This window comes from Gammaproteobacteria bacterium (assembly GCA_013214945.1).
Taxonomy (GTDB): Bacteria; Pseudomonadota; Gammaproteobacteria; order Enterobacterales; family Psychrobiaceae; genus Psychrobium.
In genome coordinates this window covers 45,644-67,799 of the sequence record JABSRT010000002.1, presented here as the reverse complement: position 1 = coordinate 67,799, position 22,156 = coordinate 45,644, and the positions used below count along the sequence as shown (strand labels likewise).

The window sequence follows — 22,156 nt, the reverse complement described above, 5'->3', positions numbered from 1 at the left end:
TGGCGCTAAGGGGCACAAATCGCCTTGGAATAGTTGTGCCAATGTTGAGTTTGGGATTAGGTTTTGTATAGGTAATCGCGAGAATTAACGCCCAAATAACAGGCTAAAAATAGTTGGTTAAAATAGCGACGAAGGAACAAAGACCAACTGTTTTTTCCTTGTTGAATTACCTTATAGTTATTAGGTTGCTACATGCGAAGATAGGCCTTTTTCCCAAATCTTTTTGGGGATCATACCATCCTTTTCATATAGTGCTACCTTACTAATTTTGTGTTCCCCTTTTGGTATTTGTAAGCTATTCAAATACTGTGAATCCTTTAAGGTTAATGGTGTAAAGGCTTTAAGCGTACAATGAGGGTTATACGGAAATGGATTATCATCAAAGGCAATCTCCGTACCTATTAGCAAATGGTGTAATTGCTCAAATAGTTCTCGTTCTGGTTCAACAAAGTAGATATCCGTATTAGGAAAGTTATTAATGCCCCTAAACTTGAAAGAAAAAGCCGGTATACCTTCAAATAGGTTCTCAAGCCTAGAAATAACGTAATCTAGCTTTTGACCTACTGTAACAGAACCTACCCCTGACGAACCTGTAATAGTAATCTCTTGTGGAAAGTTGGTAATACAAGGTTCGATCTCTTCGCGCACAGCGAGAATCCAGTCAGCAACCTTTCCCTCTAGTTCTGCGACAATGTAAGTCGGGTTTGATATTTCCACGGACAGTCAGATCTCCCTGTATGTTGCTTAGATGCACATGCAACCTAACATTTGTATATGCGGCATGCTCGTTATCTAACTTTAGAAAAGTCAGTAACCATAATAATTAATGCAATTAAATTATTACGTTAGCAGTGAGGTTGCAAGTGTTTTTAAAAAGAAAGTGAGCATGCTCGTTATCTCAAACCCCTTTGCACACTTTCGAAGACGTGGTAACAATAACTGATTAATATTAGCCGCTTGAGAATAACATTATGACAAAGTGTGCTGAGCTGAGCTGAGCTGAAGTCATTACGCCAATAAACGCGCGACGAAATATATATTCAAGTCTTGGCTATAAGCACAATCAACAAAAACGACACTGAACATATTAGAAAACATCATGGTAAATTGAACATTGCGACACAATCACTCAAGCTTTATGCAAATCGCTTTTGCGCGAGAGCAAGTTACAAAGTAGATCACTTAGCTACCGCTTTATCGCGCAGGGTCAATAGTACCTGCTAGTGAGTTGTTGGTTCGAAACCAACCGGCAATGGAATAGCGAATCGATTGTGCCGCTAATACTTCGTGGGGGAAACGCTCGCTTTCAAACACCACTAGCGTGCCTACTTTGGGGCTTACTTGGGCTAGAATAGTGGTCGAGTCTTCAGCATAGATTATTAACTCGCCGCCTGTTGCTGGTGAGTTAAGGTAGCAAACAGTAGTCAGTACTCGATTGGATCGCCCTTTAAAGGCATCAAGGTGTTTTTTGTAAAAATCGCCGGCTTCATATTTGGCGTAATGACATTCGTAATCGAACAATCCCATGAAAAAATGCCGATTAATCGATGATCGCAATTGATCCATTTGGCCTAAATAGTCGGCCTGCGCAGGATCGCTACCATCAAACCAGCGGGTTTTATCTTTGCGGATTGTGTCATTTAACTGCGTGCCCTGTTGGCGACCAATACCGGCGGGTTTAAATTGCGGCTGGTTGTGCTGACAGTCGGTTAACAGACCAGCAATGACGTTAGCGGGTAATGCATTTTCAATCACCACAAAGCCATGGTCAGCGATACCATTAAGAATGTTGTCCATCGGCAAATTTCCTTTTAGGCTGGATCAAATAGAGCAAAAGTAATCAAATCAAAAACAAAAAAGCCGAGAATAATATCTCGGCTTTTTTATTACTAGACTGCTATTTAAACGTTAAAGCGGAAGTGAATAACATCACCGTCTTTAACGATATAGTCTTTGCCTTCTACTTTAAGCATGCCTGCGTCTTTCGCGCCAGCTTCACCGTTAAACTCAATGAACGAGTCATAACCGATAACAGCAGCACGGATAAAGCCACGCTCGAAGTCAGTGTGAATTTTACCAGCAGCTTGTGGCGCAGTGTCACCAATCGAGATAGTCCATGCACGAACTTCTTTAACGCCTGCAGTAAAGTATGTTTGCAGTTCAAGCAAGTCGTAACCAGCACGAATAACGCGGTTAAGACCTGGTTCTTCAATGCCCATGTCTTCCATGAACTCAGCCGCATCTTCAGCGTCTAATTCAGCAATTTGAGACTCTAGCTCGGCACAAACTGCAACCACAACAGAACCTTCAGTCAGGGCTAATTCACGCACCTGATCAAGTAATGGATTATTGTCAAACCCTTCTTCACTAACATTAGCAATGTACATGGTTGGCTTTGCCGTTAAGAAGTTTAAATAGCTAATGGCTACTTTTTCTTCTTTAGTTAGCTCTAACGAACGGATCATTAGGCCTTCATCAAGATGAGCGGTAACTTTTTCTAACACGCTAATTTCAAGCTTGGCATCTTTATCACCACCTTTGGCTTTTTTAGCCAGGCGGTAAATGACTTTTTCAGCCGTATCCATATCAGATAATGCAAGTTCAGTGTTGATCACTTCAATGTCAGCTAGTGGATCGATGGTGCCACTGACGTGAATGATGTTGTCATCTTCAAAACAACGAACAACATGACCAATAGCATCTGTTTCACGGATGTTAGCTAGAAACTTGTTGCCTAGACCTTCACCTTTAGATGCGCCAGCTACTAAACCTGCAATGTCGACAAATTCCATTGTCGTTGGCAAGATCCGCTCTGGATTAACAATAGCTGCTAGCTGATCCAAACGAGGATCAGGCATAGGAACCACACCAGTATTAGGCTCGATGGTACAAAACGGAAAGTTAGCCGCTTCGATACCTGCTTTGGTTAAAGCATTAAATAGTGTTGATTTACCGACATTAGGTAAGCCGACGATACCACATTTGAAACCCATGGTGATTCCTTAAAATTTATTGAGTGTGACTACCCTAAGGTGATTAACCTTTATAGGTGTGTAGTCGATTTTTTGCGGCGTTAAGATCTTTACTAAAGATCAGACTGGTTGAACGAACAGCTTCGTCTATTGCACCGTCCATCGTATTTTGTTGATCCGATGGTGCTTTTCCTAACACATAACCTGTGACTTTATCTTTATGTCCTGGGTGGCCAATGCCAACGCGCAGGCGATGAAAGTCTTTATTGTTGCCCAGACAACTAATAATATCTCTAAGGCCATTATGACCACCGTGTCCGCCACCTTGTTTGAATTTGGCAATGCCTGGATCTAAGTCGAGTTCATCGTGAACCACCAGAATACTTTCTGCTGGGATCTGATAAAACTTAGCCATTGCTGCAACGGCTTGACCGCTACGATTCATAAAGGTTGTTGGAATAAGTACTCTAACATCATTGCCTTCGATAGTAAGTCGAGCGGTATGACCAAAGAATTTACTTTCTGGTTTTAAAGAGGTGTTGTGCCAGTTTACGAGTTGTTCAATATACCAAGCACCCGCATTGTGCCGTGTTTGGGCATATTCGGGGCCTGGATTAGCCAGGCCCACGATTAGCTTAATAGCTTCCAAGAATTTATCTCAGACCTATTCAGCAGCAGCTTCTTCAGAAGCTTCTTCGTCACTTACACTTGCGCCTTTAGGCGTGTGGATAGTAACTACTGCTTGATCGTGATCAGCGCCTTTAGCAAGTTCAACTGAAGTAACGCCTTCAGGAAGAACTAGGTCAGAAAGGTGGATAGTGTGATCAACTTCTAGAGCAGCAACATCAACTTCGATGAACTCAGGAAGGTTAGCAGGCAAACATGCAACTTCAACAGTGCTCATGTTGTGAGAGATAACGCCGCCAGCTTTAAGTGCTGCGTTAGTATCTTCGTTTAGGAAGTGTACAGGCACTTGAGTGTGGATTTCGTGAGTTTCGTCAACACGTAGGAAGTCAGCGTGGTTAACGATTGGCTTGTGGCTGTGACGTTGCATAGCTTTAACGATTACTTTCTCTTCTTTACCGTCAACTTTGATAGTAAGAATTGAAGAGTAAAATGCTTCTTCTTCTTGAGCTTTGAAGAATTTGTTTTGAGCTAGCGTGATCGAAATAGGAGCAGCTTCGCCACCGTAGATGATTGCAGGCATTTGATTCGCGTGACGTAGGCGGCGGCTCGCACCTTTCCCTAGGTCTGTACGAAGTTCTGCATCAAGAATAATATTAGACATGTTAATGTCTCCAAATAAATGTATTTAAGGTTGAGGATTTTTGCGACCAAAATCCCCGCGTTTCCGAAAAATTCGGAGCGGCATTATAACCAGAGGATAAAAATAGAGCAAGTAAAGCGGGTTAAAAGAATTGGACTGAGACTTAGAATCGTGAACTCAAAACAGATAATTTATGCGTAGGTATTTAAGCGGGATAACTTTCGATAAAGTACTCAGGTTAGCAAGGCGCTAACCTGAGTATCAGTCAAACTAAGACTGTTCGCGCGCGATAGCACGGTAAGCAATGTCGGTACGATAAAAAGCTTTATCCCAACGAATTTGCTCTGCAACTTGATAAGCACGTTGCTGCGCCTGCGTCACCGTATTGCCCAGTGCTGTTGCACAAAGCACTCGACCACCGGCTGTTACCACGTCGCTACCATTAAGCTTAGTGCCGGCGTGAAATACTTTAGTATCAGCAGTCGCACTAGGAATGTTAGTGATAACATCACCTTTGGCATAATCGCTAGGATAACCACCAGCCGCTAGCACGACACCAACAGCAGGTCGCCTATCAAAATCAGCAGTAACCTGATCTAGCTTTTGCGCAAAAGACGCTTCAACCAATTCAACCAAATCTGACTTTAAGCGCATCATGATTGGTTGAGTTTCTGGATCACCAAAACGACAGTTAAACTCGATAACTTTTGGCGTGCCGTCACTCATGATCATTAGGCCAGCGTAAAGGAAGCCAGTATAAGTATTGCCTTCTGCCGCCATGCCTTCTACGGTTGGGTAAATAACTTCGTTCATAATACGATCATGAATCTCAGCCGTTACAACAGGAGCAGGAGAATAAGCACCCATACCGCCAGTATTTGGACCCGTATCACCATTGCCAACACGTTTATGATCTTGACTAGTTGCCATTGGCAATACGTTTTTACCGTCAACCATCACGATAAATGACGCTTCTTCACCATCAAGAAACTCTTCAATGACTACACGACTACCAGCATCACCAAAAACATTGCCAGCTAGCATATCTTCAATCGCGTCTTCAGCTTCAGCCAAAGTCATTGCAACGATCACGCCTTTACCAGCAGCTAGGCCGTCGGCCTTGATTACTATTGGCGCACCTTTTTCACGAACATAAGCCAAAGCTGGCTCAACTTCGGTAAAATTTTGATACCAAGCGGTTGGAATGTTATGACGGTCTAAAAAGTCTTTAGCAAAAGCTTTAGAGCCTTCAAGTTGAGCTGCGCCCTGACGTGGACCAAAACAGTTAAGTCCGGCCGCTTCAAACGCGTCAACCACGCCAATCACTAACGGCGCTTCTGGGCCGACAATAGTCACTGTTACGTCATTTGATTTTGCAAAGGCGATTAAGCCTTCGATGTCATTAACATCAAGCGCGATATTTTCAAGCTTAGATTCTAAGGTAGTGCCCGCATTACCCGGAGCAACAAAAACTTTACTAACCTTAGTCGACTGTGCCGCTTTCCATGCCAATGCATGCTCGCGACCACCGCCACCGATAACTAATACATTCATCTGTAATACCTTAATATGTATATACCCGTCATCCTTGAAACCGCAGCTTTATTGTCTTCGCTTAGAATAACAATCACTTATAAAACATAAGCTCATGCTATTCAATGTTTGACGGCTTCACTGCAATTTCAATGATTTTTGGTATAGATAACCTCAAGCTTGGTTCGTCACAAAGTCCGAGATTAGCTCAACAAAAAATCTTAATGGCGGAAGTGACGCATGCCAGTGAAGATCATGGTCATGTTCGCTTCATCTGCAGCGGCAATGATTTCTTCATCACGAATTGAACCACCCGGCTGAATAACACAGCTAATGCCTGCAGCAGCTGCTGCATCGATACCATCACGGAATGGGAAAAATGCATCAGAAGCCATTACGCTACCTTCCACAACTAGCCCTTCGTCTTGGGCTTTAATACCGGCAACTTTTGCTGAGTAAACGCGGCTCATTTGGCCAGCGCCAACGCCAATGGTCATGCCGTCACGGGCATAAACAATCGCGTTCGACTTAACGAATTTAGCGACTTTCCAACAGAACATAAGATCCGTTAGTTCTTGCTCGCTTGGCTGACGCTTAGACACAATCTTTAGATCGGCTAGGGTAACCTGACCTAAATCTTTGTCTTGCACTAACATGCCGCCATTAACGCGTTTGTAATCGTAGGCAGGTGCTTTAGCGGTAAACTCACCACATTCTAGCAAGCGAACATTTTTCTTAGCCGCTACAATTTTTTGTGCTTCGTCACTGACAGCAGGTGCAATAATAACTTCAACAAATTGACGATCAACAATGGCTTGGGCCGTTGCTGCGTCTAATTCGCGGTTAAAAGCGATAATGCCACCAAAGGCTGACGTTGGATCCGTTTTAAAAGCACGTTCATAAGCTGACAAAATATCATCGCCAATCGCAACGCCACATGGGTTTGCGTGTTTTACGATAACACAAGCTGGCTGATCGAATTCTTTAACACACTCAAGGGCCGAATCAGTATCTGCGATATTATTAAATGATAACGCTTTACCTTGTAGTTGCTTAGCGGTAGATACCGACGCTTCAGCTGGGTTTTCTTCAACATAAAATGCCGCTTTTTGATGGCTGTTTTCACCGTAGCGTAAGTCTTGCTGCTTAATAAATTGGCTATTGAAAGTACGAGCGAATTTAGACCCGTCTTCACTTGGCTCACCGTGCGATGGCACCATGGTGCCGAAGTAGTTGGCGATCATGCCGTCGTAAGCTGCGGTATGCTCAAAAGCGGCAATCGCGAGATCAAAACGAGTCTGATAAGTTAGTGAACCGTCATTTTCTTTCATTTCGCTTAATACGCGATCGTAATCGCTAGCATTAACGATAATAGTCGTATCTTTGTGGTTTTTAGCCGTTGAACGCACCATTGTTGGTCCACCGATATCGATATTTTCAATCGCATCTTCCAGTGAACAACCTTCTTTAGCCACGGTATCGGCAAAAGGGTAAAGGTTAACCACAACCATATCGATTGGGTTGATATTATTTTGCGCCATTACGTCTTCGTCAACGCCGCGACGGGCTAAAATACCACCGTGAATTTTAGGGTGCAGTGTTTTAACGCGACCATCCATGATTTCTGGGTGTCCGGTGTAATCAGACACTTCGATACAACTAACTCCGTTTGCTTCCAGCAGTTTGGCGGTACCACCCGTTGAAAGAATTTCAATGCCTTGCTCGCTTAGTGAACGTGCGAATTCGACGATACCGTTTTTATCTGAAACGCTTAATAAAGCGCGTTTGATAGGTCTTGATGCTGACATATTATGCAAAAGCCTCATAGTTAAAGAGTAATAATTAAAATAGTTTAAAGAGTAAAATCTCGAGTTAAACCGGATGCAAGCAGCCGTTCCATCTCATTAAGTATTTTGATTGTGATGTAACTCAAATTTAAGGCCGACATTTTACAAGAAAATGTGATCTAAGTGGCAAATAATTACCATTAATTTAAGAATAAATTTATTTGAGGATAATTAACCTAAAAATTAGGAGCCTAGATTATTGCTGCGTTGCGTGACTGATAGCACCGTTGCAGCATTTTCAATGGTCACGGCTATCGCTGCTTTGTTAGGGCCACTACTTTTTGGGTAATTAGCATTATTAATAAAACGGCGGCGCCAAACACAAACAAGCCAGAATGTACTTTTATACTAACAATAGGCCCAAGTTTTACAGTCACAATTAAAACCGCCACCACCATGACATCTAACATCGCCCAACGGCCGTATTCATGCATTAAGTGGAGGTAACGTTGTGTTTTGAGGTTGTTGGTTAATTTTATCGAGAGTAATTTAAACAGCACCATAATTTTCATTATTGGCAGCACCACGCTAAACCCAGCAACTGCAATAAATAACAGTATTTGACCATTTCGCCACAGCTCGAGTATTGCCGATATGATAGAAAAATCATTACTGATTATCATAAATTTAGTAATAGAGATCATCGGCAAGAATATGCCGAATGCAAAAAAGACACTCGCTAGCAATAATAAAAATAGCAACCATCTTGCCTGTCTTTGAGGGATCTCGAGCGCCTGATTATCACTTGGTAAAATATCGCTCATCTTGGCCCCTGTTTTCTTGGCGTCCTGCATACTTAATCTTAGATTAGCTGTCGATAGACGAATAGTAGCATATTCCTAAGCACGGCTTAGTCTTCACAAAGGAGCCTTGTATAACATATCAACCGTATTAGTTACTTTTCTACAGACCAAAAAAAATCGCATTTAAGCGACTGTCTTTTAGTTCGTACTTTTGTAATAAATGGTGCGGGAAGAGAGACTTGAACTCTCACGCGTCGCGGTAGCATTTACGATCACTTGAGGGTGTTCGCAAAACTTCGTTTCGCCTTTCTTTACTTAAGCTACTTGAGAAAGTTACTTTTCTATAGACCAAAAAAAATCGCAATTAAGCGACTGTCTTTTAGTTCGTTCTTTTTTAATAAATGGTGCGGGAAGAGAGACTTGAACTCTCACACCTTGCGATACTAGAACCTAAATCTAGCGCGTCTACCAATTCCGCCACCCCCGCATAACAAAGTTTTACTGCTTAACATTATAAAAAGGGTGAATTTCTTATAACATCACTCGCTTTTAACGAGAAGAATAGTTGGCTGGGATACAAGGATTTGAACCTTGGAATGACGGGATCAAAACCCGCTGCCTTACCGCTTGGCTATATCCCAACTAAACTTATTCATTTCTAATACGTTGAGATAACATAAAAGAAATATGGTGGCTACGACGGGATTCGAACCTGTGACCCCATCATTATGAGTGATGTGCTCTAACCAGCTGAGCTACGTAGCCATCACTAAACGTTTTACAGCCGTTCACGCTGTCGTCATTCTAATGTTAACCGAGGTTAACTCCACTTTAAAAAAGTGGCTGGGATACAAGGATTTGAACCTTGGAATGACGGGATCAAAACCCGCTGCCTTACCGCTTGGCTATATCCCAACTAAAATGTTTATCTACTTATTCAAAGTAAACCTTGAATAAATAAATGGTGCGGGAAGAGAGACTTGAACTCTCACACCCTAGGATACTAGAACCTAAATCTAGCGCGTCTACCAATTCCGCCACCCCCGCACAATACTTCAAGATAGAGCTCAACAGGTCAAAGACCACATCGCTGCGCCGTTCTCTTTAAGTGCGGCGTATTATGCGGATGAAGCACGCAACCGTCAATAGTTTTTTTTCGCTTTTTATCGACTTTGTTACCGTCTGTCCATTTTGTAGACATAACGCACATAAAACGTGCCATAACAAAGCAATTATAGGCCCATTGCGTACTTCATTACCTGTTTTTTACCCCAGTGTGACTGCTGAGCCAGCTTAAGAGCAGTATTACGCAGTAACTTAATTGGGCCACGGTGATTGCTAAAGGTTAAATAAAATACATCCATCGCGCTTTGCATCAACAAATTGTCTGGCTTACGCGATTTTTGATATGCATTTAGTGTATCGACATGCCACCAGCATTTACCTTGGCTATGAGCGTGATGAATTAGCTCACTTAATTTGATGACATCCTTAAAGCCTAAGTTGACACCCTGCCCGGCCAACGGATTAATCGTATGAGCGGCATCCCCCAACAAGACTAAGTTATCTTTATAGTAAGTATGTGCATGACGACGGGTTAACGGGAACGAGCCGCGATCATCAACGTCAAATTGTCCCAACCGATCTGGAAACTCATTAATGATTTTCTGCTTAAGCTGGATCAATGGTAAAGCTGATAAACGCCTGATCGTCGCAGGACTGTCATACCACACTAATGAGGCTTTATTGCCAGCTAAAGGCAATAAGGCACGCGGGCCATTAGTTGTGAATTGCTGCCACGTAATATCTTGCTGCTCACATGCCGTTGTAATATTGATTAACATCGCATGTTGGCGGTAATCCCATGCTGTTATGCCGATATTAGCCTTTTGACGTACTAACGAATTGGCGCCATCAGCGCCAACCAACAAGTTGCAACTGAGCTGCTGCTCGCCAATCGTTAACGCATAACCATCGCTGCACGGCTCAATATCAGTAATTGTCTGCCCAGCTAAGATAGTCACATTGTCAAAGGTTGCTAGCTGTTGCCATAAGGCCAATTGAATTAATCTGTTTTCAATAATGTGACCTAAATGGTCACGCGACATCGTGGCACTGTCAAACAGCAAATGACTATTGTCTGTTTCCCACGTTTCTAAAAAACGGTAAGGGCAAGTGCGCATCTCGCTAAGATGTTGCCAAGCACCCACTTGAGTCAGTAACTGTTCTGAAGCTGCGCTTATCGCCGAAACCCGCAGATCCATCGGCTGTTCTTTTTGGTAAGGAGTTGGGGTGTGTTGTTCCACCAGCGCAATCGTTAACCCTAAAGGGGCTAATGCACACGCTAGCGCGCCACCGACCATGCCACCACCGACAATGACAATATCAAACTGTTGCATCTCATTTCCGCTTCAATAATTTCTCGACATATTTTATGCACACTCTAGCGAGATAGCCATTGATATTAGATAATAACGCCTTCATCAATCCAAAAGAATCCAGATGCGACAAATCCACCTGTTATACGGCGTAATATTAGTGCTAGCCTCAGAAATGATCTTTGCAGGCCTGAGTGCACTCGTGAAATATCTCAGTGCCGAGGTCAGCCAAATTCAAATGATCTTCTTTCGCAATTTATTTTCACTGCTGCCGCTATTACCATGGTTGTTTAGAAAAAGACTCAGCGCAGTGCGCACCGAAAAAATACAACTGCACCTGCTCAGGGCCACTGCCGGATTAAGTGCGATGTTTATCTACTTTTATGCCATCACTCATACCGATTTAGTCAACGCCGCGATGGTGCTAATGCTGGCACCCTTTTTTATTCCGGTGTTGGCCGCCCTGTGGTTAAAGCAGCCGCAAAGCAAAGCGGGGATCTGTTCGGTTATCTTAGGGTTTGTCGGGGTTTTATTATGTTTGTACGCCAAAAGTAATGAGCAAGGCGCTAATGCGGGCATTAGTACTGGATTAGTTGTGATGATTATTATCGGCGCAATGTTAGTGGCGGTATCTAAAGCGACTATAAGTAAAATGACCGCCACTGAGTCGAGTCAACGTATCGTATTCTACTTCTCATTTTTGTCATTTATTATCAGCGGCTTGTTATTACCACTGGCGTGGCAACCGATTAGCTTAGCCAGTTTAGGGCTGTTATTGGTCTTAGGGTTTGGCGCGGTCGCGGCACAATTGATGCTAACTAAGGCATTTACTATCGCACCAGCAACGACTATCGGCTTATTAAGTTACAGTTCAATTTTGTTCGCCGCATTAGTTGGTGCTATTTGGTGGCAAGAATACCCGACTAACCAATGGTATGCGGGCGCCGCAATCATTGTTAGCGCTGGTACCATCGCAATGTTCTTTAATAACAAAAAACGGCAACAGCGCCAAACTAGCGACTGACTAATTCGTTAACAACGCTAAAATTTCGCGGGTCTTTTGTTGCATCAATGCGACATCGCCGCGCGATTCAACATTAAGCCGCACCACAGGTTCGGTATTGGAGCTGCGTAAATTAAAGCGCCAATTTAGATGTTCAATGCTCAAGCCGTCAATGTGTTCAACCTTGACGGCTCCTGCATCAAACCGTGCTTTAACTCGAGCAATCGCAACCTGCGGCTCGGCCAAGGTGCTATTAATTTCTCCCGACGCCGGAAACAACGCAATGCGCTGCGCCACTAATTGCGATAGCGATTGATTTTTTAGCGACAACATTTCAGTAATTAACAACCAAGGGATCATGCCTGAATCGCAATAACCGAAATCGCGAAAATAATGATGGGCACTCATTTCACCGCCATAGACCGCATCTTCTTGGCGCATCCGCTCTTTAATAAAGGCATGACCCGTTTTACAAATAATCGCCTGACCGCCCGCCTGTTCAACTAAGTCTATCGTGTTCCAGGTGAGCCGTGGATCATGAATAATTTTAGCGCCGCCATTGTGGCTCAAAAACGCTTCTCCCAACAAACCAACAATATAATACCCTTCAATAAACTGCCCTTGCTCGTCAAACAAAAAACAACGGTCAAAATCGCCATCCCACGCAATGCCCATGTCGGCACCATGTTTAATCACTGCCTCGCTAGTGGCTGCGCGATTTTCAATTAACAAGGGGTTGGGAATACCGTTGGGGAAATGACCATCGGGCTGGTGATGAACCTTAATAAATTCAACCTCAATGCCAAGCTGTTTAAACTGTGCTTCAATTGCATCAATTACATGGCCCGCCGCGCCATTGCCCGCATTAACCACTAATTTTAAGCGTCGAATATTTTGCGGCTTAATATAACTCATTAAGTGATCAATATAAGGTGCTAGGTTGTCACCACGGCTTAAGCGACCACGCTTAGTCACTGGGGTAAACTGATTAAGTGCCACCAGCTGCTTTATCTCGTTCAAGCCGCTATCGCCACTAATAGGTTTGCCGTTATCACGCACTAATTTCATGCCATTATAGTCACGCGGGTTATGACTGGCTGTGACTTCAATGCCACCATCGACTGCTAAATTTTGGGTCGCAAAATAAATTTCTTCGGTCCCGGTCATGCCAAGATCTATCACGTCGACCCCTGAGTCTAACAAACCATTAGCCAGTGCCTGCTTTAATGCATCTGAACTTAGCCGAATGTCACCACCAACAACTACCGTGGTCGGGTTAAGAAACTGACCATAGGCGCGGCCAATCCGATACGCGATATCTTCGTTAAGCTCACTGCCTAACTTACCGCGAATATCATAGGCTTTAAAACAGCTTAGTTCGGTGGTCATTATCGCCTCCTGCGATGTTAAGTGATTAAAGGTTTTTCTTGTTCACACGGCCATAGATATCTTCAAAACGCACTATATCGTCTTCGCCTAAATAAGCGCCCGATTGCACTTCGATTAGCTCTAGCGCAATTTTACCTGGGTTTTCCAGCGCATGTTTAACCCCAATTGGAATATAGGTCGACTGGTTTTCAGTTAATAATATTTCGTTATCACCATTGGTTACTAACGCCGTGCCGCTAACAATAATCCAGTGCTCAGCCCGATGATGGTGCATTTGCACCGACAATTTACCCCCGGGCTTTACCGTAATGTGTTTCACTTGATGGCGCTCACCACTATCAATCGAGTCATATTTTCCCCACGGCCGATACACTTCACGATGCGTGGTCGCCTCGGTGCGGCGCTGTTGTTTTAATTGCTCAACAATGATTTTTACGTCTTGCACCCGATCAAGGCTCGCCACTAAAAGCGCGTCTGGTGTATCTACGACCACTAAGTTATCGATGCCAATCGTCGCCACTAAGCGATTTTGCGCCCGCACATAGCTGTTATTCGTATCGTGGGCGATAACATCACCGTGCAAGTGATTGCCTGCTGAGTCTTTTTCTGCCAATTTCCACAATGAAGACCAACTGCCAACATCATTCCAGCCGGCATCGAGCGGCATTACCACCACATCATCGCCAAGCGATGCTAATGGCTCCATTACTGCATAATCAATCGATTCGGCAGGACATTTTGCAAAGGCAATTGGGTCGACCCGCACAAAGTCTAAATCAGGCTCAAGGGTCGCGATAGATTGCTGACAAGCGCTTAAAATATCGGGACGGAAACGCCCCAAGGCTTCGAGATAACGGCTGGCTTTAAATAAAAACATGCCGCTATTCCAAAGATACTGCCCAGACTCGAGATATTGTTGCGCTGTTTGTGCGTCGGGTTTTTCAATAAAACTATCAACTTGATAGGCGCCATTGTCGAGGCTGCTTCCTTGTTTGATATAACCATAACCGGTATGCGCTTCGACTGGCACTATGCCAAAGGTGACTAATTTGTCTTGCTGGGCAAATACCAGCGCTCGGCTCACCGCGTTCTGAAACGCCGCTTCATCTTCGATTACATGGTCAGCAGCTAATACCAACAAAACTGGATCTTCGCCGCTGCTTTGAGCGCTTAACGCCGCCAGTGCCAACGCCGGTGCGGTATTTTTAGCTGCCGGCTCCAAAATTATCGTGCCTAACTCACCGGTGCGTCTTAACTGCTCTGCGACGATAAAGCGATGCTGCTCATTGCAAATGGTAATTGAGCGCTCAATCGGTAAACCTTCTAAACGACTTAGGGTGGTTTGCAGCATGGTGGATTCATTGACTAAGGGTAAGAATTGCTTTGGAAAGTGCTGACGTGATAACGGCCACAGCCGAGTACCAGAACCTCCAGCCATAATTACTGGAACTAACATAAATCACTCCCTGATATAAAAAATGCGATTGGTATGATTAAAAGTATAGGGGAATATTATCGCCGCGCAATAAAAGGCTTATTTTAGCGCGGCGAGCAGTGCAGAGCTAGGAGATAACGAAGATAGTTACGACTTAAGTTCAGCGTGTTTAAAGCGCTCAATCAAGGCCTGAGTCGAGCCTGAAAGCTGCTCGTTAGTAGCGCCGTTAAAGACCGCCATCACTGAATTACCAAGACATTTACCCAATTCAACGCCCCACTGATCAAACGAGTTAAGGTTCCACATTGCACCCTGCACAAATATCTTGTGCTCATACAACGCCATGATACTGCCCAGTACTTTAGGGCTTAGCTTTTCATAAACAAGGGTCGAGCTGGGTGAATTGCCCGGCATCATTTTATGTGGTGCTAATGCACGCGCCTGCTGTTCACTTTTTCCTTCGGCCAAGCACTCAGCATAAGCTTGGCTCACCGTTTTACCTTGCATTAAGGCTTCGCTTTGGGCAAAGCAATTGGCGACCAATACTTGGTGATGCTCGGTGTAATGACTTTGCCCCTGCAGCGCCACCATAAATTCAACCGGGATCACTTGATGACTTTGATGCATTAACTGCATAAATGCATGCTGACCGTTGGTGCCTTCTTGACCAAATACAATAGGGGCAACCGCCAGCGTTATCTCGTTACCGTCGACATCAACCCGCTTACCGCTGCTTTCCATATCGACTTGCTGTAAATAGCCGGGGAAATCACGCAATAAGTGGTCATAAGGCAAAACAGCCAAGCTGTTATACCCCATAAAGCTGCAGTTCCAAATGCCGATTAACGCCAATAGCACTGGCATATTTTGGCTTAACGGCGCGGTTAATAAATGCTGGTCAATCTCATAAGCACCGGCACGCAATTGCTCAAAATTGTCATAACCTATCGCACAAGCTAATGGAAAACCAACTGCCGACCATAACGAGAATCGGCCGCCAACCCAGTCCCACATCGGTAAAATATTGTCAGGCGCCACGCCAAACGCTTGCGCCTTAAGCGGCGCTGCCGACACTGCAATTAAATGCAACGCCAACTGTGCCTCATTACAACCCGCCTGTTTTAGCCAAGTTGTTAACGCTTTGGCATTAAGCATGGTTTCTTGGGTGGTAAAGGTTTTTGAAATAACCACCACTAGGGTCGTTTCAGGATTAAGTTGCGCTAACTTACCAGCGACTGCCGTACCGTCGACATTAGCTAGGTAATGAACGTTAAGTTGCGACTGATGATAGGGCTTTAATGCTTCATGGCAAACTTTAGGCCCGTAATATGAACCACCAATGCCAACAGCTATCACATCAGTAAAGACCTTGCCGCTAAAACCACAGCGCTCACCTGCCAATAACTGCTTAACGATTTGCGCCATCTTACGATCTGTTTGCTGTACTTCAGCAGCGAGTTCACCTCCTAATACCTCAAGTTGAGTTGCTGCTGGCGCCCGCAAAATAGTATGTAAAACTGCGCGATCTTCAGTATTATTAATTTTTTCGCCATTAAACATCGCATTAATTTTGCTCGTCAAGCCACGCTCATTAGCCCAGTCAACTAATTGTGATATCACCTCCGCGTTGAGGTTCTGCTTTGAATAATCGAGCAGCAAGCCACCAGCGTCGATACTAAATTGGTTAAAGCGCTGATTATCAGCGGCGAAATGCCCTGCAATTGACTGGCCTAAAAAGCGCTGCGCCAATTCTTGTAGTTTATGTTCCATATATTCCAATCTATTAATTAGCCCGATCAAGCGCGACTTTAAGCTTAAATTTGTGCGGTTGATTTCATTATTATCAATTGTATCGTCTTAATGTATAAGATCAAAGTTAGCGATAGGGTTTAGTCGCAATAGGCTTGAGCGAACTCAATACTTTGGGCGATAACTGATTGCAGCGATACTATCTGTTGTTCTAGCTGTTGTTCTATCTGTTGTTCTAACTGTTGCTCTAACAATTCAAAGCTAGTCGATGCTGCAGCTTGCTCTAATTGCCGTAATTGCAAACTTGCTCGCGCAAAACCTAACATGTCACAACACCCAGCCAATTTATGGGCTAGCTCTAGCACTTGATGGCGGTCGCCTTGGCGAACCTGATGCTGTAAATCGGGCCAAGTATCTTGCATTGTCACCACAAAGCTCTGCATTAACTGGTTAAGTTTCTTCTCACCAAGAAATTCAATATGCATTGCCAAAGTCGCTGGATCGGACAAGGCAAATGACGGTTTAGCCTCAATCAGCGGTTGCTCATTTAGTTCATTAGCAGGGCGCTGCGAAAGCGCGTCTTGCAACACAGTTAGCAATACATCGCGCTGAACCGGCTTTGCAACGACACCTTGCAATCCGGCGTTAAGATAACGCTCAATATCGGCAGGACGGACACTCGCCGTTAAGGCAATAATCGGGGTCGCGCGATTGTGACTTTGTCGGTGTTGCCAAATATGTCGGCTAACATCAAGACCACTTAATCCGGGCAGGTGCATATCCATCAAAATAATATCAAAACGTTGTAGGCAGGCTAACTTGATAGCGCTTGCACCATCCTCAACCAAGGTTAAGCTGTGCTGTTCAAGCAAGCCCTTAACCACTTGCTGATTAATTTCCACATCTTCAACTAACAAGATATTAAGATCGGGCAGCTGCGGCAGCGGATTATTGGCAAGTACATCACTGGCGTTAGCCAGCTGAAAATTGGCCTGCAACCAAAAACAACTGCCTTGACCGGGGCTACTTTCTACCCCAATGCGTGCGCCCATTGCCTCGCTCAACTGACGACAAATAGACAAACCTAATCCGGTGCCACCAAAACGGCGCGTAATTGACTCGTCGGCCTGCACAAATCGCTCAAATATTTGTTGGCACAACTCAGGCTCAATGCCAATACCGTTATCTTTGACCGAAAAACACAACTGCTGTGTTTGCGCCGTTGTTTCAAGCACCTCGACTTGCAAGACGATTTCACCCTGCTCACTAAACTTAATCGCATTGGCTAACAAATTAGTCAAAATTTGGCGCAAGCTGCCTGCCGCGCCATAATACGAAAGCAATGATTGCGAAAACTCAAGCCGCAAATTTAAGTTCTTTTGCTGCGCTTTAGATAACATCAGCCCCACTACACTATCGAGTAGTTGCTGGAGCGAAAAGTACGATTTCACGCAGACATAACCGCCCTCCTCTAACTGACCATAACGCAACACATGATCAAAGGTTTCAAGCAAGGCTTGGGTCGAGTCGTGCAATATATCAATTCGTTGTTGTTGCAGCGTGCTCATTTGGTCATTGCTTAGCAATTGGATCATGCCAAGCATGCCATTCATCGGCGTGCGTATTTCATGGCTCATGGTCGACAAAAACTGTGACTTAGCATTATTGGCTTGCTCGGCAGCTTCTTTGGCTTGTTGCAGGCTTAATGTGCGCACATCAACCATTTGCTGGAGTTGATCACGGTTATAGCGTAGCGCCTGCTGCTCTTGATCTCGCCGATCTATGTCTTGGCCAATCGCCAATCGCATATCATTAAGCGCCGCTGCTAACTGATCTAATTCGTCGGGTTTGCTTGGCTTACTGCGCTGTAATACCAATGGCGCTTCGAACTCACCAGCCCCGATCTCGCGGCTATAGCGCGCCATTCCTTCAAGGTGGCGGGTGATCTGACGCTGCAAAATGATCATGATCACCACCATGATCATTAATACGAGCAACGTTTGATTAAATAAAATACTAAAACCTGTGCGCCACACTCGACTATAGATCGCAGACAAATCAGTCGCGATTGCCAGTCGCCCCAAATGTCGCGGTGTGCCATTTCCTTTGATCACGCTAAGATCAAAGCGATGGATCCTCACTTGTTGATCTGCCAATGTAAACTGCTGCGGCAGACGTATTGTTCGCTGCGCGCTATGATCCTCTAATTCAAGATAGGCAATATCTGGCATTGCTTTAATGCCCTTTAACTGCAAATTAAGCTGCCCTTGATCAAGATCCCATAAACTGCGCGACAAGCTAGCCAAATAACTGCTACGCACTAGCTGTAGCTGATGATCGATATTGCGCATTTCGCGGCGATAATCGACCACGACCTGCAAAGCGGTCGATAACACAATAAAAATACAGCTCGATAAGGTGACATATAACATCATCCGATAACCCAGCGGATGCTCTTTAGCGTACTGGGTTAAATGACGCAGCTTAGTGGCTTTAGTTCGCTTCAATGTTAACCTCAGATTGATGCTCAAGCTTAAGATAGCGCTGACTAAATTTAGTTATTAGTCGCTTAATTTCGCCACTCGCTTCAAGCTCACTCAAACGCCGATTGAGGTAGGGTAAATGCTGACTCAATTTACTGCCTCGCCCCAACGCCAGAAAATAATGTTCTGTATTTATCGTTAAAGGGGCCAAACTAATTTGTTGTTGATAGCCGAGCTTTTGACTTTGCAACGCGCCAGTACTAATGCCTATGGGCATAAAGTCGATTCTGGCCAGTGCCAATTTCTCAAAGTTTTGTTGCCCTTGAGAAACATATTCGATCTTGGTGTGCTGCTTGATAAAACGATCAAATTGATCGCCAAAACTATCGCCCAATAATAAACCAGTGGTTTTGCCTTTAAGATCGACTTGTGATTGATAGTGGCTGATTTTGTCGCTATTAACAAAGATCCCGATTGGATCAGCCATAATAGGTTGCGTGCTAAAATCTAAAAATGGTTCGCGACTTTTTATATGATAAGCCGCTACTACAATGTCTGCTCGGCCCTTGCTTACTTCCAACAAGCACCGCTTCCAATTGCCTAATGCTTGAAGTTTTACCTCATAACCAAGCTCTTTAAATAACTGACGAACTACCGTTGGAGCCACACCGACTAATCGATTATTTTCGGCCCAAGATACTGGCGGATAATCGGGATGACCGCAGGCGATTAATTCACGAGCCTGACTACTAAAAAAGACTCCACACAGCCATAACACAGCGATGTATTTCATCTGACATCAACCAGCTTAGATGTAAATAAATATCCTGCCCCATGTACGGTTAAGATCAAACGCGGGCTAGCAGGATCATCGCCGAGCTTTCGGCGTAAGCGACCAATTAAGACATCAACGGTTCGATCATTTGGTACCCATTCGCGATTACGAATTTGATCAAGAATTTGATCACGGCTCATGATCTTGCCTCCGTGATCCATTAAAGTCTTGAGCAATTGAAATTCTCCCTCAGTCAATTGCACTTGATTATTTTTTTGATCTATTAACTGTCGTAATAGCGGATTAAGTTGCCAGCGATCAAACGCTGTGATCCTGCCCGATTTATGATCTTGTAATTGAATTTGACGGCACAACCTAACTCGCCGCACTAGGTTTTTAACCCGAGCTAAAATTTCACGCGGATTAAAAGGCTTGGTCACATATTCATCAGCACCGCACTCTAACCCAATTAAGCGATCAACCTCATCCTGGCTCCCTGTGACTAAAATAATACCGACCTCGCTAGTTACTCGTAACTCACGGGTCAGAGTCAGGCCATCCTTACCCGGCATCCGAATATCAAGCAAGATAAGCTCAACCGATTCACGCGCTAATAGCTGCTCGGCTTGCTCTGCAGTTTGGGCATAAAAAACCCGGTAACCTGCGTTTTCAAAATAACTTCCCAAGCACTGTCGGGTCAGCTGATCATCATCAACCACTAAAATAGTCGCATCTGTCTGCATGATTATCCCCTCACTGTCGCATTTTCAGTCTTAGCATCTGGTTTAACATTATGAGCTATCGACAATATTTAGGCGCCAACTTAGCACAAGTTCAAACAACTTGAAAAGGCTTGATTACCTTCCTTGTACAGCCGTAAAAACAACCATCTCCCATTTACATATTGTTACAAGTTGTTAATCGCTGATTTACATCTAACAGTTAGTGTTTTGAGCGCAGGCTAAAAAAACACCTCAAGTTAGTGAGCCGAAATTAAGGTGTTTTGATCCCGTAAATTATTTCCCTAGGTTTAACTGGAGCTAAACAATGAATAATAACAAAAATTTAAAACCCAGTTTCGGCATGGCTATATTGCCCATTGCTCTGACGCTTGTAGTACTCGCAGTCCAACTGTTTTATTTCGGAGACTTTACCCCGCACATCCCACTAGCGATTGGTTTGGCCATCACCGCAACCTTAGGTTGGTTTCGCGGTTATCGTTGGGACGACATCGAAAGCGGTGTGATGCACGTGATCAAAGTTGGGCTACCTTCAATCGCTATTTTAATCACGGTCGGCATGATCGTTGGGGTTTGGATTGCCAGCGGTACTGTGCCAGTATTGATTTATTACGGCCTAAAAGTGCTAACGCCAGAATTATTCCTAGCGGCTGGCATGATCCTTTGTGCTGTAGTTTCGGTCTCGCTCGGCACCTCTTGGGGCACCGTCGGTACCGTTGGTTTAGCCTTAATGGGCATTGGCGCCGGTTTTGATATTCCAATGTACTGGACCGCAGGTGCCATAGTATCCGGTGCTTTTTTTGGTGATAAAATATCGCCACTTTCAGACACCACAAACTTGGCACCAGCAGTAACGGGGGTCAACCTGTTTGACCACATTCGCAATATGATGCCAACGACCGTGCCGGCAATGCTGATAGCGTTAGTTATTTACTTGTTCGTCGGTTTTAACATCATTGGTTCAACCCAAGTCGACTTTTCTAAAATTGCAGCGATCACCACTGGTTTAGAGAGTAACTTCACTCTGTCATGGATGTTATTGCTACCGCCATTACTAGTTATTGCCTTGGCGCTAAAAAGAATGCCGGCATTACCATCATTATTTGCCGGTGTGGCGGTTGGCGCAATTATGGCGATGCTAGCGCAAGACGCTTCATTGCATGATGTATTCAACTATATGCAGTCCGGTTACAAAATTGAAACTGGCGTCAGCGAAATCGACAGCTTGTTAAATCGTGGTGGCATTCAATCAATGACTTGGGTTATCACCTTAGTGATAATTTCCTTAGGTTTTGGCGGCGCGCTAGAGCGAACTCACTGTTTAGATACCATTGTTGAAACGATGCTACGTCGGGTCAATTCATTCTTTGGCCTGCAAGCTGCTGCTACAGGAACCGCGGTTGCGACCAACTTAATTGCTGGCGACCCTTACCTGTCAATTGCTCTGCCGGCCCGGATGTTCGCACCAACTTATGTTAAACAAGGTTATTCAAAACTTAACCTTTCTCGCGCTGTTGAAGAAGGTGGCACTCTAATTTCACCATTAATTCCATGGAATGCAGGCGGCGCTATTGTTATCACCTCACTGGGGCTTGGTATAGCTGAAGGTAATATCGAGAACTTACTTTATATTCCATTGGCATTCGCCTGTTGGTTATCACCAATCATCGGCTTGATTTATGCTGCGTTAGGACGATTCTCGCCCAAGATATCTGATATCGAGCTGGCAGACGCCCAGCGCCAAGCGCAAGAGCAGCTGGCTGAATTAACTCCAAACAGCCTTAAAACGGGCAACGTTTGATCAATTAATGGTGCCAAGCGACACCATTACAAAGTGGCTGA

At 44.4% G+C, this 22,156-nt stretch carries 17 protein-coding genes and 5 tRNA genes; 2 read left to right on the top strand and 20 right to left on the bottom strand.

Features of this window, described 5'->3' with window-relative positions:
- Positions 1–180 precede the first annotated feature (180 nt).
- From HRU23_01030 to HRU23_00965, 14 genes are all read right to left on the bottom strand, one after another.
- Positions 181–717 (bottom strand): hypothetical protein, encoded by a 537-nt coding sequence (locus HRU23_01030; GenBank protein NRA52707.1) that lies wholly within the window; start codon positions 715–717, stop codon positions 181–183.
- Between the two features lie 477 nt (positions 718–1,194).
- Positions 1,195–1,797: a 2OG-Fe(II) oxygenase gene (locus HRU23_01025; protein NRA52706.1), complete on the bottom strand. Its 603-nt coding sequence runs from the start codon at positions 1,795–1,797 to the stop codon at positions 1,195–1,197.
- A 104-nt stretch (positions 1,798–1,901) separates the two neighbouring features.
- Positions 1,902–2,993 (bottom strand): redox-regulated ATPase YchF, encoded by a 1,092-nt coding sequence (gene ychF, locus HRU23_01020; GenBank protein ID NRA52705.1) that lies wholly within the window; start codon positions 2,991–2,993, stop codon positions 1,902–1,904.
- A gap of 43 nt (positions 2,994–3,036) precedes the next feature.
- Positions 3,037–3,621 carry an aminoacyl-tRNA hydrolase gene (pth, locus tag HRU23_01015; GenBank protein ID NRA52704.1) on the bottom strand — a complete coding sequence of 195 codons (585 nt, stop codon included), beginning with the start codon at positions 3,619–3,621 and terminating at the stop codon, positions 3,037–3,039.
- Positions 3,622–3,636: 15 nt separating this feature from the next.
- Entirely contained in the window at positions 3,637–4,260 is a 624-nt protein-coding gene (locus HRU23_01010) for a 50S ribosomal protein L25/general stress protein Ctc (GenBank protein NRA52703.1), read from the bottom strand.
- 249 nt (positions 4,261–4,509) lie between these two features.
- The gene (gene purD / locus HRU23_01005; protein NRA52702.1) at positions 4,510–5,793 is read right to left on the bottom strand and encodes a phosphoribosylamine--glycine ligase; all 1,284 of its coding nucleotides are present in this window, start codon (positions 5,791–5,793) and stop codon (positions 4,510–4,512) included.
- A gap of 200 nt (positions 5,794–5,993) precedes the next feature.
- On the bottom strand, positions 5,994–7,580 hold the full coding sequence (purH, locus tag HRU23_01000; GenBank protein NRA52701.1) for a bifunctional phosphoribosylaminoimidazolecarboxamide formyltransferase/IMP cyclohydrolase: 1,587 nt from the start codon (positions 7,578–7,580) through the stop codon (positions 5,994–5,996).
- A 290-nt stretch (positions 7,581–7,870) separates the two neighbouring features.
- The gene (locus HRU23_00995; protein ID NRA52700.1) at positions 7,871–8,383 is read right to left on the bottom strand and encodes a paraquat-inducible protein A; all 513 of its coding nucleotides are present in this window, start codon (positions 8,381–8,383) and stop codon (positions 7,871–7,873) included.
- 381 nt (positions 8,384–8,764) lie between these two features.
- Positions 8,765–8,849, bottom strand: a tRNA-Leu gene (locus HRU23_00990).
- A 79-nt stretch (positions 8,850–8,928) separates the two neighbouring features.
- A tRNA-Gln gene (locus tag HRU23_00985) sits at positions 8,929–9,003 on the bottom strand.
- 47 nt (positions 9,004–9,050) lie between these two features.
- Positions 9,051–9,127 (bottom strand) — tRNA-Met (locus tag HRU23_00980).
- A 75-nt stretch (positions 9,128–9,202) separates the two neighbouring features.
- Positions 9,203–9,277 (bottom strand) — tRNA-Gln (locus tag HRU23_00975).
- A 47-nt stretch (positions 9,278–9,324) separates the two neighbouring features.
- Positions 9,325–9,409: transfer RNA gene (locus HRU23_00970), tRNA-Leu, on the bottom strand.
- Positions 9,410–9,594: 185 nt separating this feature from the next.
- The gene (locus HRU23_00965) at positions 9,595–10,761 is read right to left on the bottom strand and encodes an FAD-dependent monooxygenase (protein NRA52699.1); all 1,167 of its coding nucleotides are present in this window, start codon (positions 10,759–10,761) and stop codon (positions 9,595–9,597) included.
- Between the two features lie 103 nt (positions 10,762–10,864).
- On the opposite strand from HRU23_00965, the gene HRU23_00960 reads away from it, so the two are divergent.
- A complete protein-coding gene (locus HRU23_00960) occupies positions 10,865–11,764 on the top strand; it encodes a DMT family transporter (GenBank protein ID NRA52698.1) in 900 nt (299 codons plus the stop codon).
- On the opposite strand, the gene HRU23_00955 is transcribed toward HRU23_00960, so the two are convergent.
- The 6 genes from HRU23_00955 to HRU23_00930 form a co-directional block, all read right to left on the bottom strand.
- Positions 11,765–13,132 carry a phosphomannomutase CpsG gene (locus tag HRU23_00955; GenBank protein NRA52697.1) on the bottom strand — a complete coding sequence of 456 codons (1,368 nt, stop codon included), beginning with the start codon at positions 13,130–13,132 and terminating at the stop codon, positions 11,765–11,767. It lies immediately after the preceding gene.
- A gap of 25 nt (positions 13,133–13,157) precedes the next feature.
- Positions 13,158–14,588 (bottom strand): mannose-1-phosphate guanylyltransferase/mannose-6-phosphate isomerase, encoded by a 1,431-nt coding sequence (locus HRU23_00950; GenBank protein ID NRA52696.1) that lies wholly within the window; start codon positions 14,586–14,588, stop codon positions 13,158–13,160.
- Between the two features lie 126 nt (positions 14,589–14,714).
- Positions 14,715–16,337, bottom strand: a complete 1,623-nt coding sequence (gene pgi, locus HRU23_00945) for a glucose-6-phosphate isomerase (protein NRA52695.1) — start codon at positions 16,335–16,337, stop codon at positions 14,715–14,717.
- 119 nt (positions 16,338–16,456) lie between these two features.
- Positions 16,457–18,751, bottom strand: coding sequence for a response regulator (locus HRU23_00940; GenBank protein ID NRA52694.1), 2,295 nt, complete (start codon positions 18,749–18,751; stop codon positions 16,457–16,459).
- A 58-nt stretch (positions 18,752–18,809) separates the two neighbouring features.
- Positions 18,810–19,592: a transporter substrate-binding domain-containing protein gene (locus HRU23_00935; protein ID NRA52693.1), complete on the bottom strand. Its 783-nt coding sequence runs from the start codon at positions 19,590–19,592 to the stop codon at positions 18,810–18,812.
- Positions 19,589–20,317 carry a response regulator gene (locus tag HRU23_00930; GenBank protein NRA52692.1) on the bottom strand — a complete coding sequence of 243 codons (729 nt, stop codon included), beginning with the start codon at positions 20,315–20,317 and terminating at the stop codon, positions 19,589–19,591. Before HRU23_00930 ends, HRU23_00935 begins: the two co-directional genes overlap by 4 nt.
- 304 nt (positions 20,318–20,621) lie before the next feature.
- On the opposite strand from HRU23_00930, the gene nhaC reads away from it, so the two are divergent.
- Positions 20,622–22,115, top strand: coding sequence for a Na+/H+ antiporter NhaC (gene nhaC, locus HRU23_00925; protein ID NRA52691.1), 1,494 nt, complete (start codon positions 20,622–20,624; stop codon positions 22,113–22,115).
- Positions 22,116–22,156: the final 41 nt, after the last annotated feature.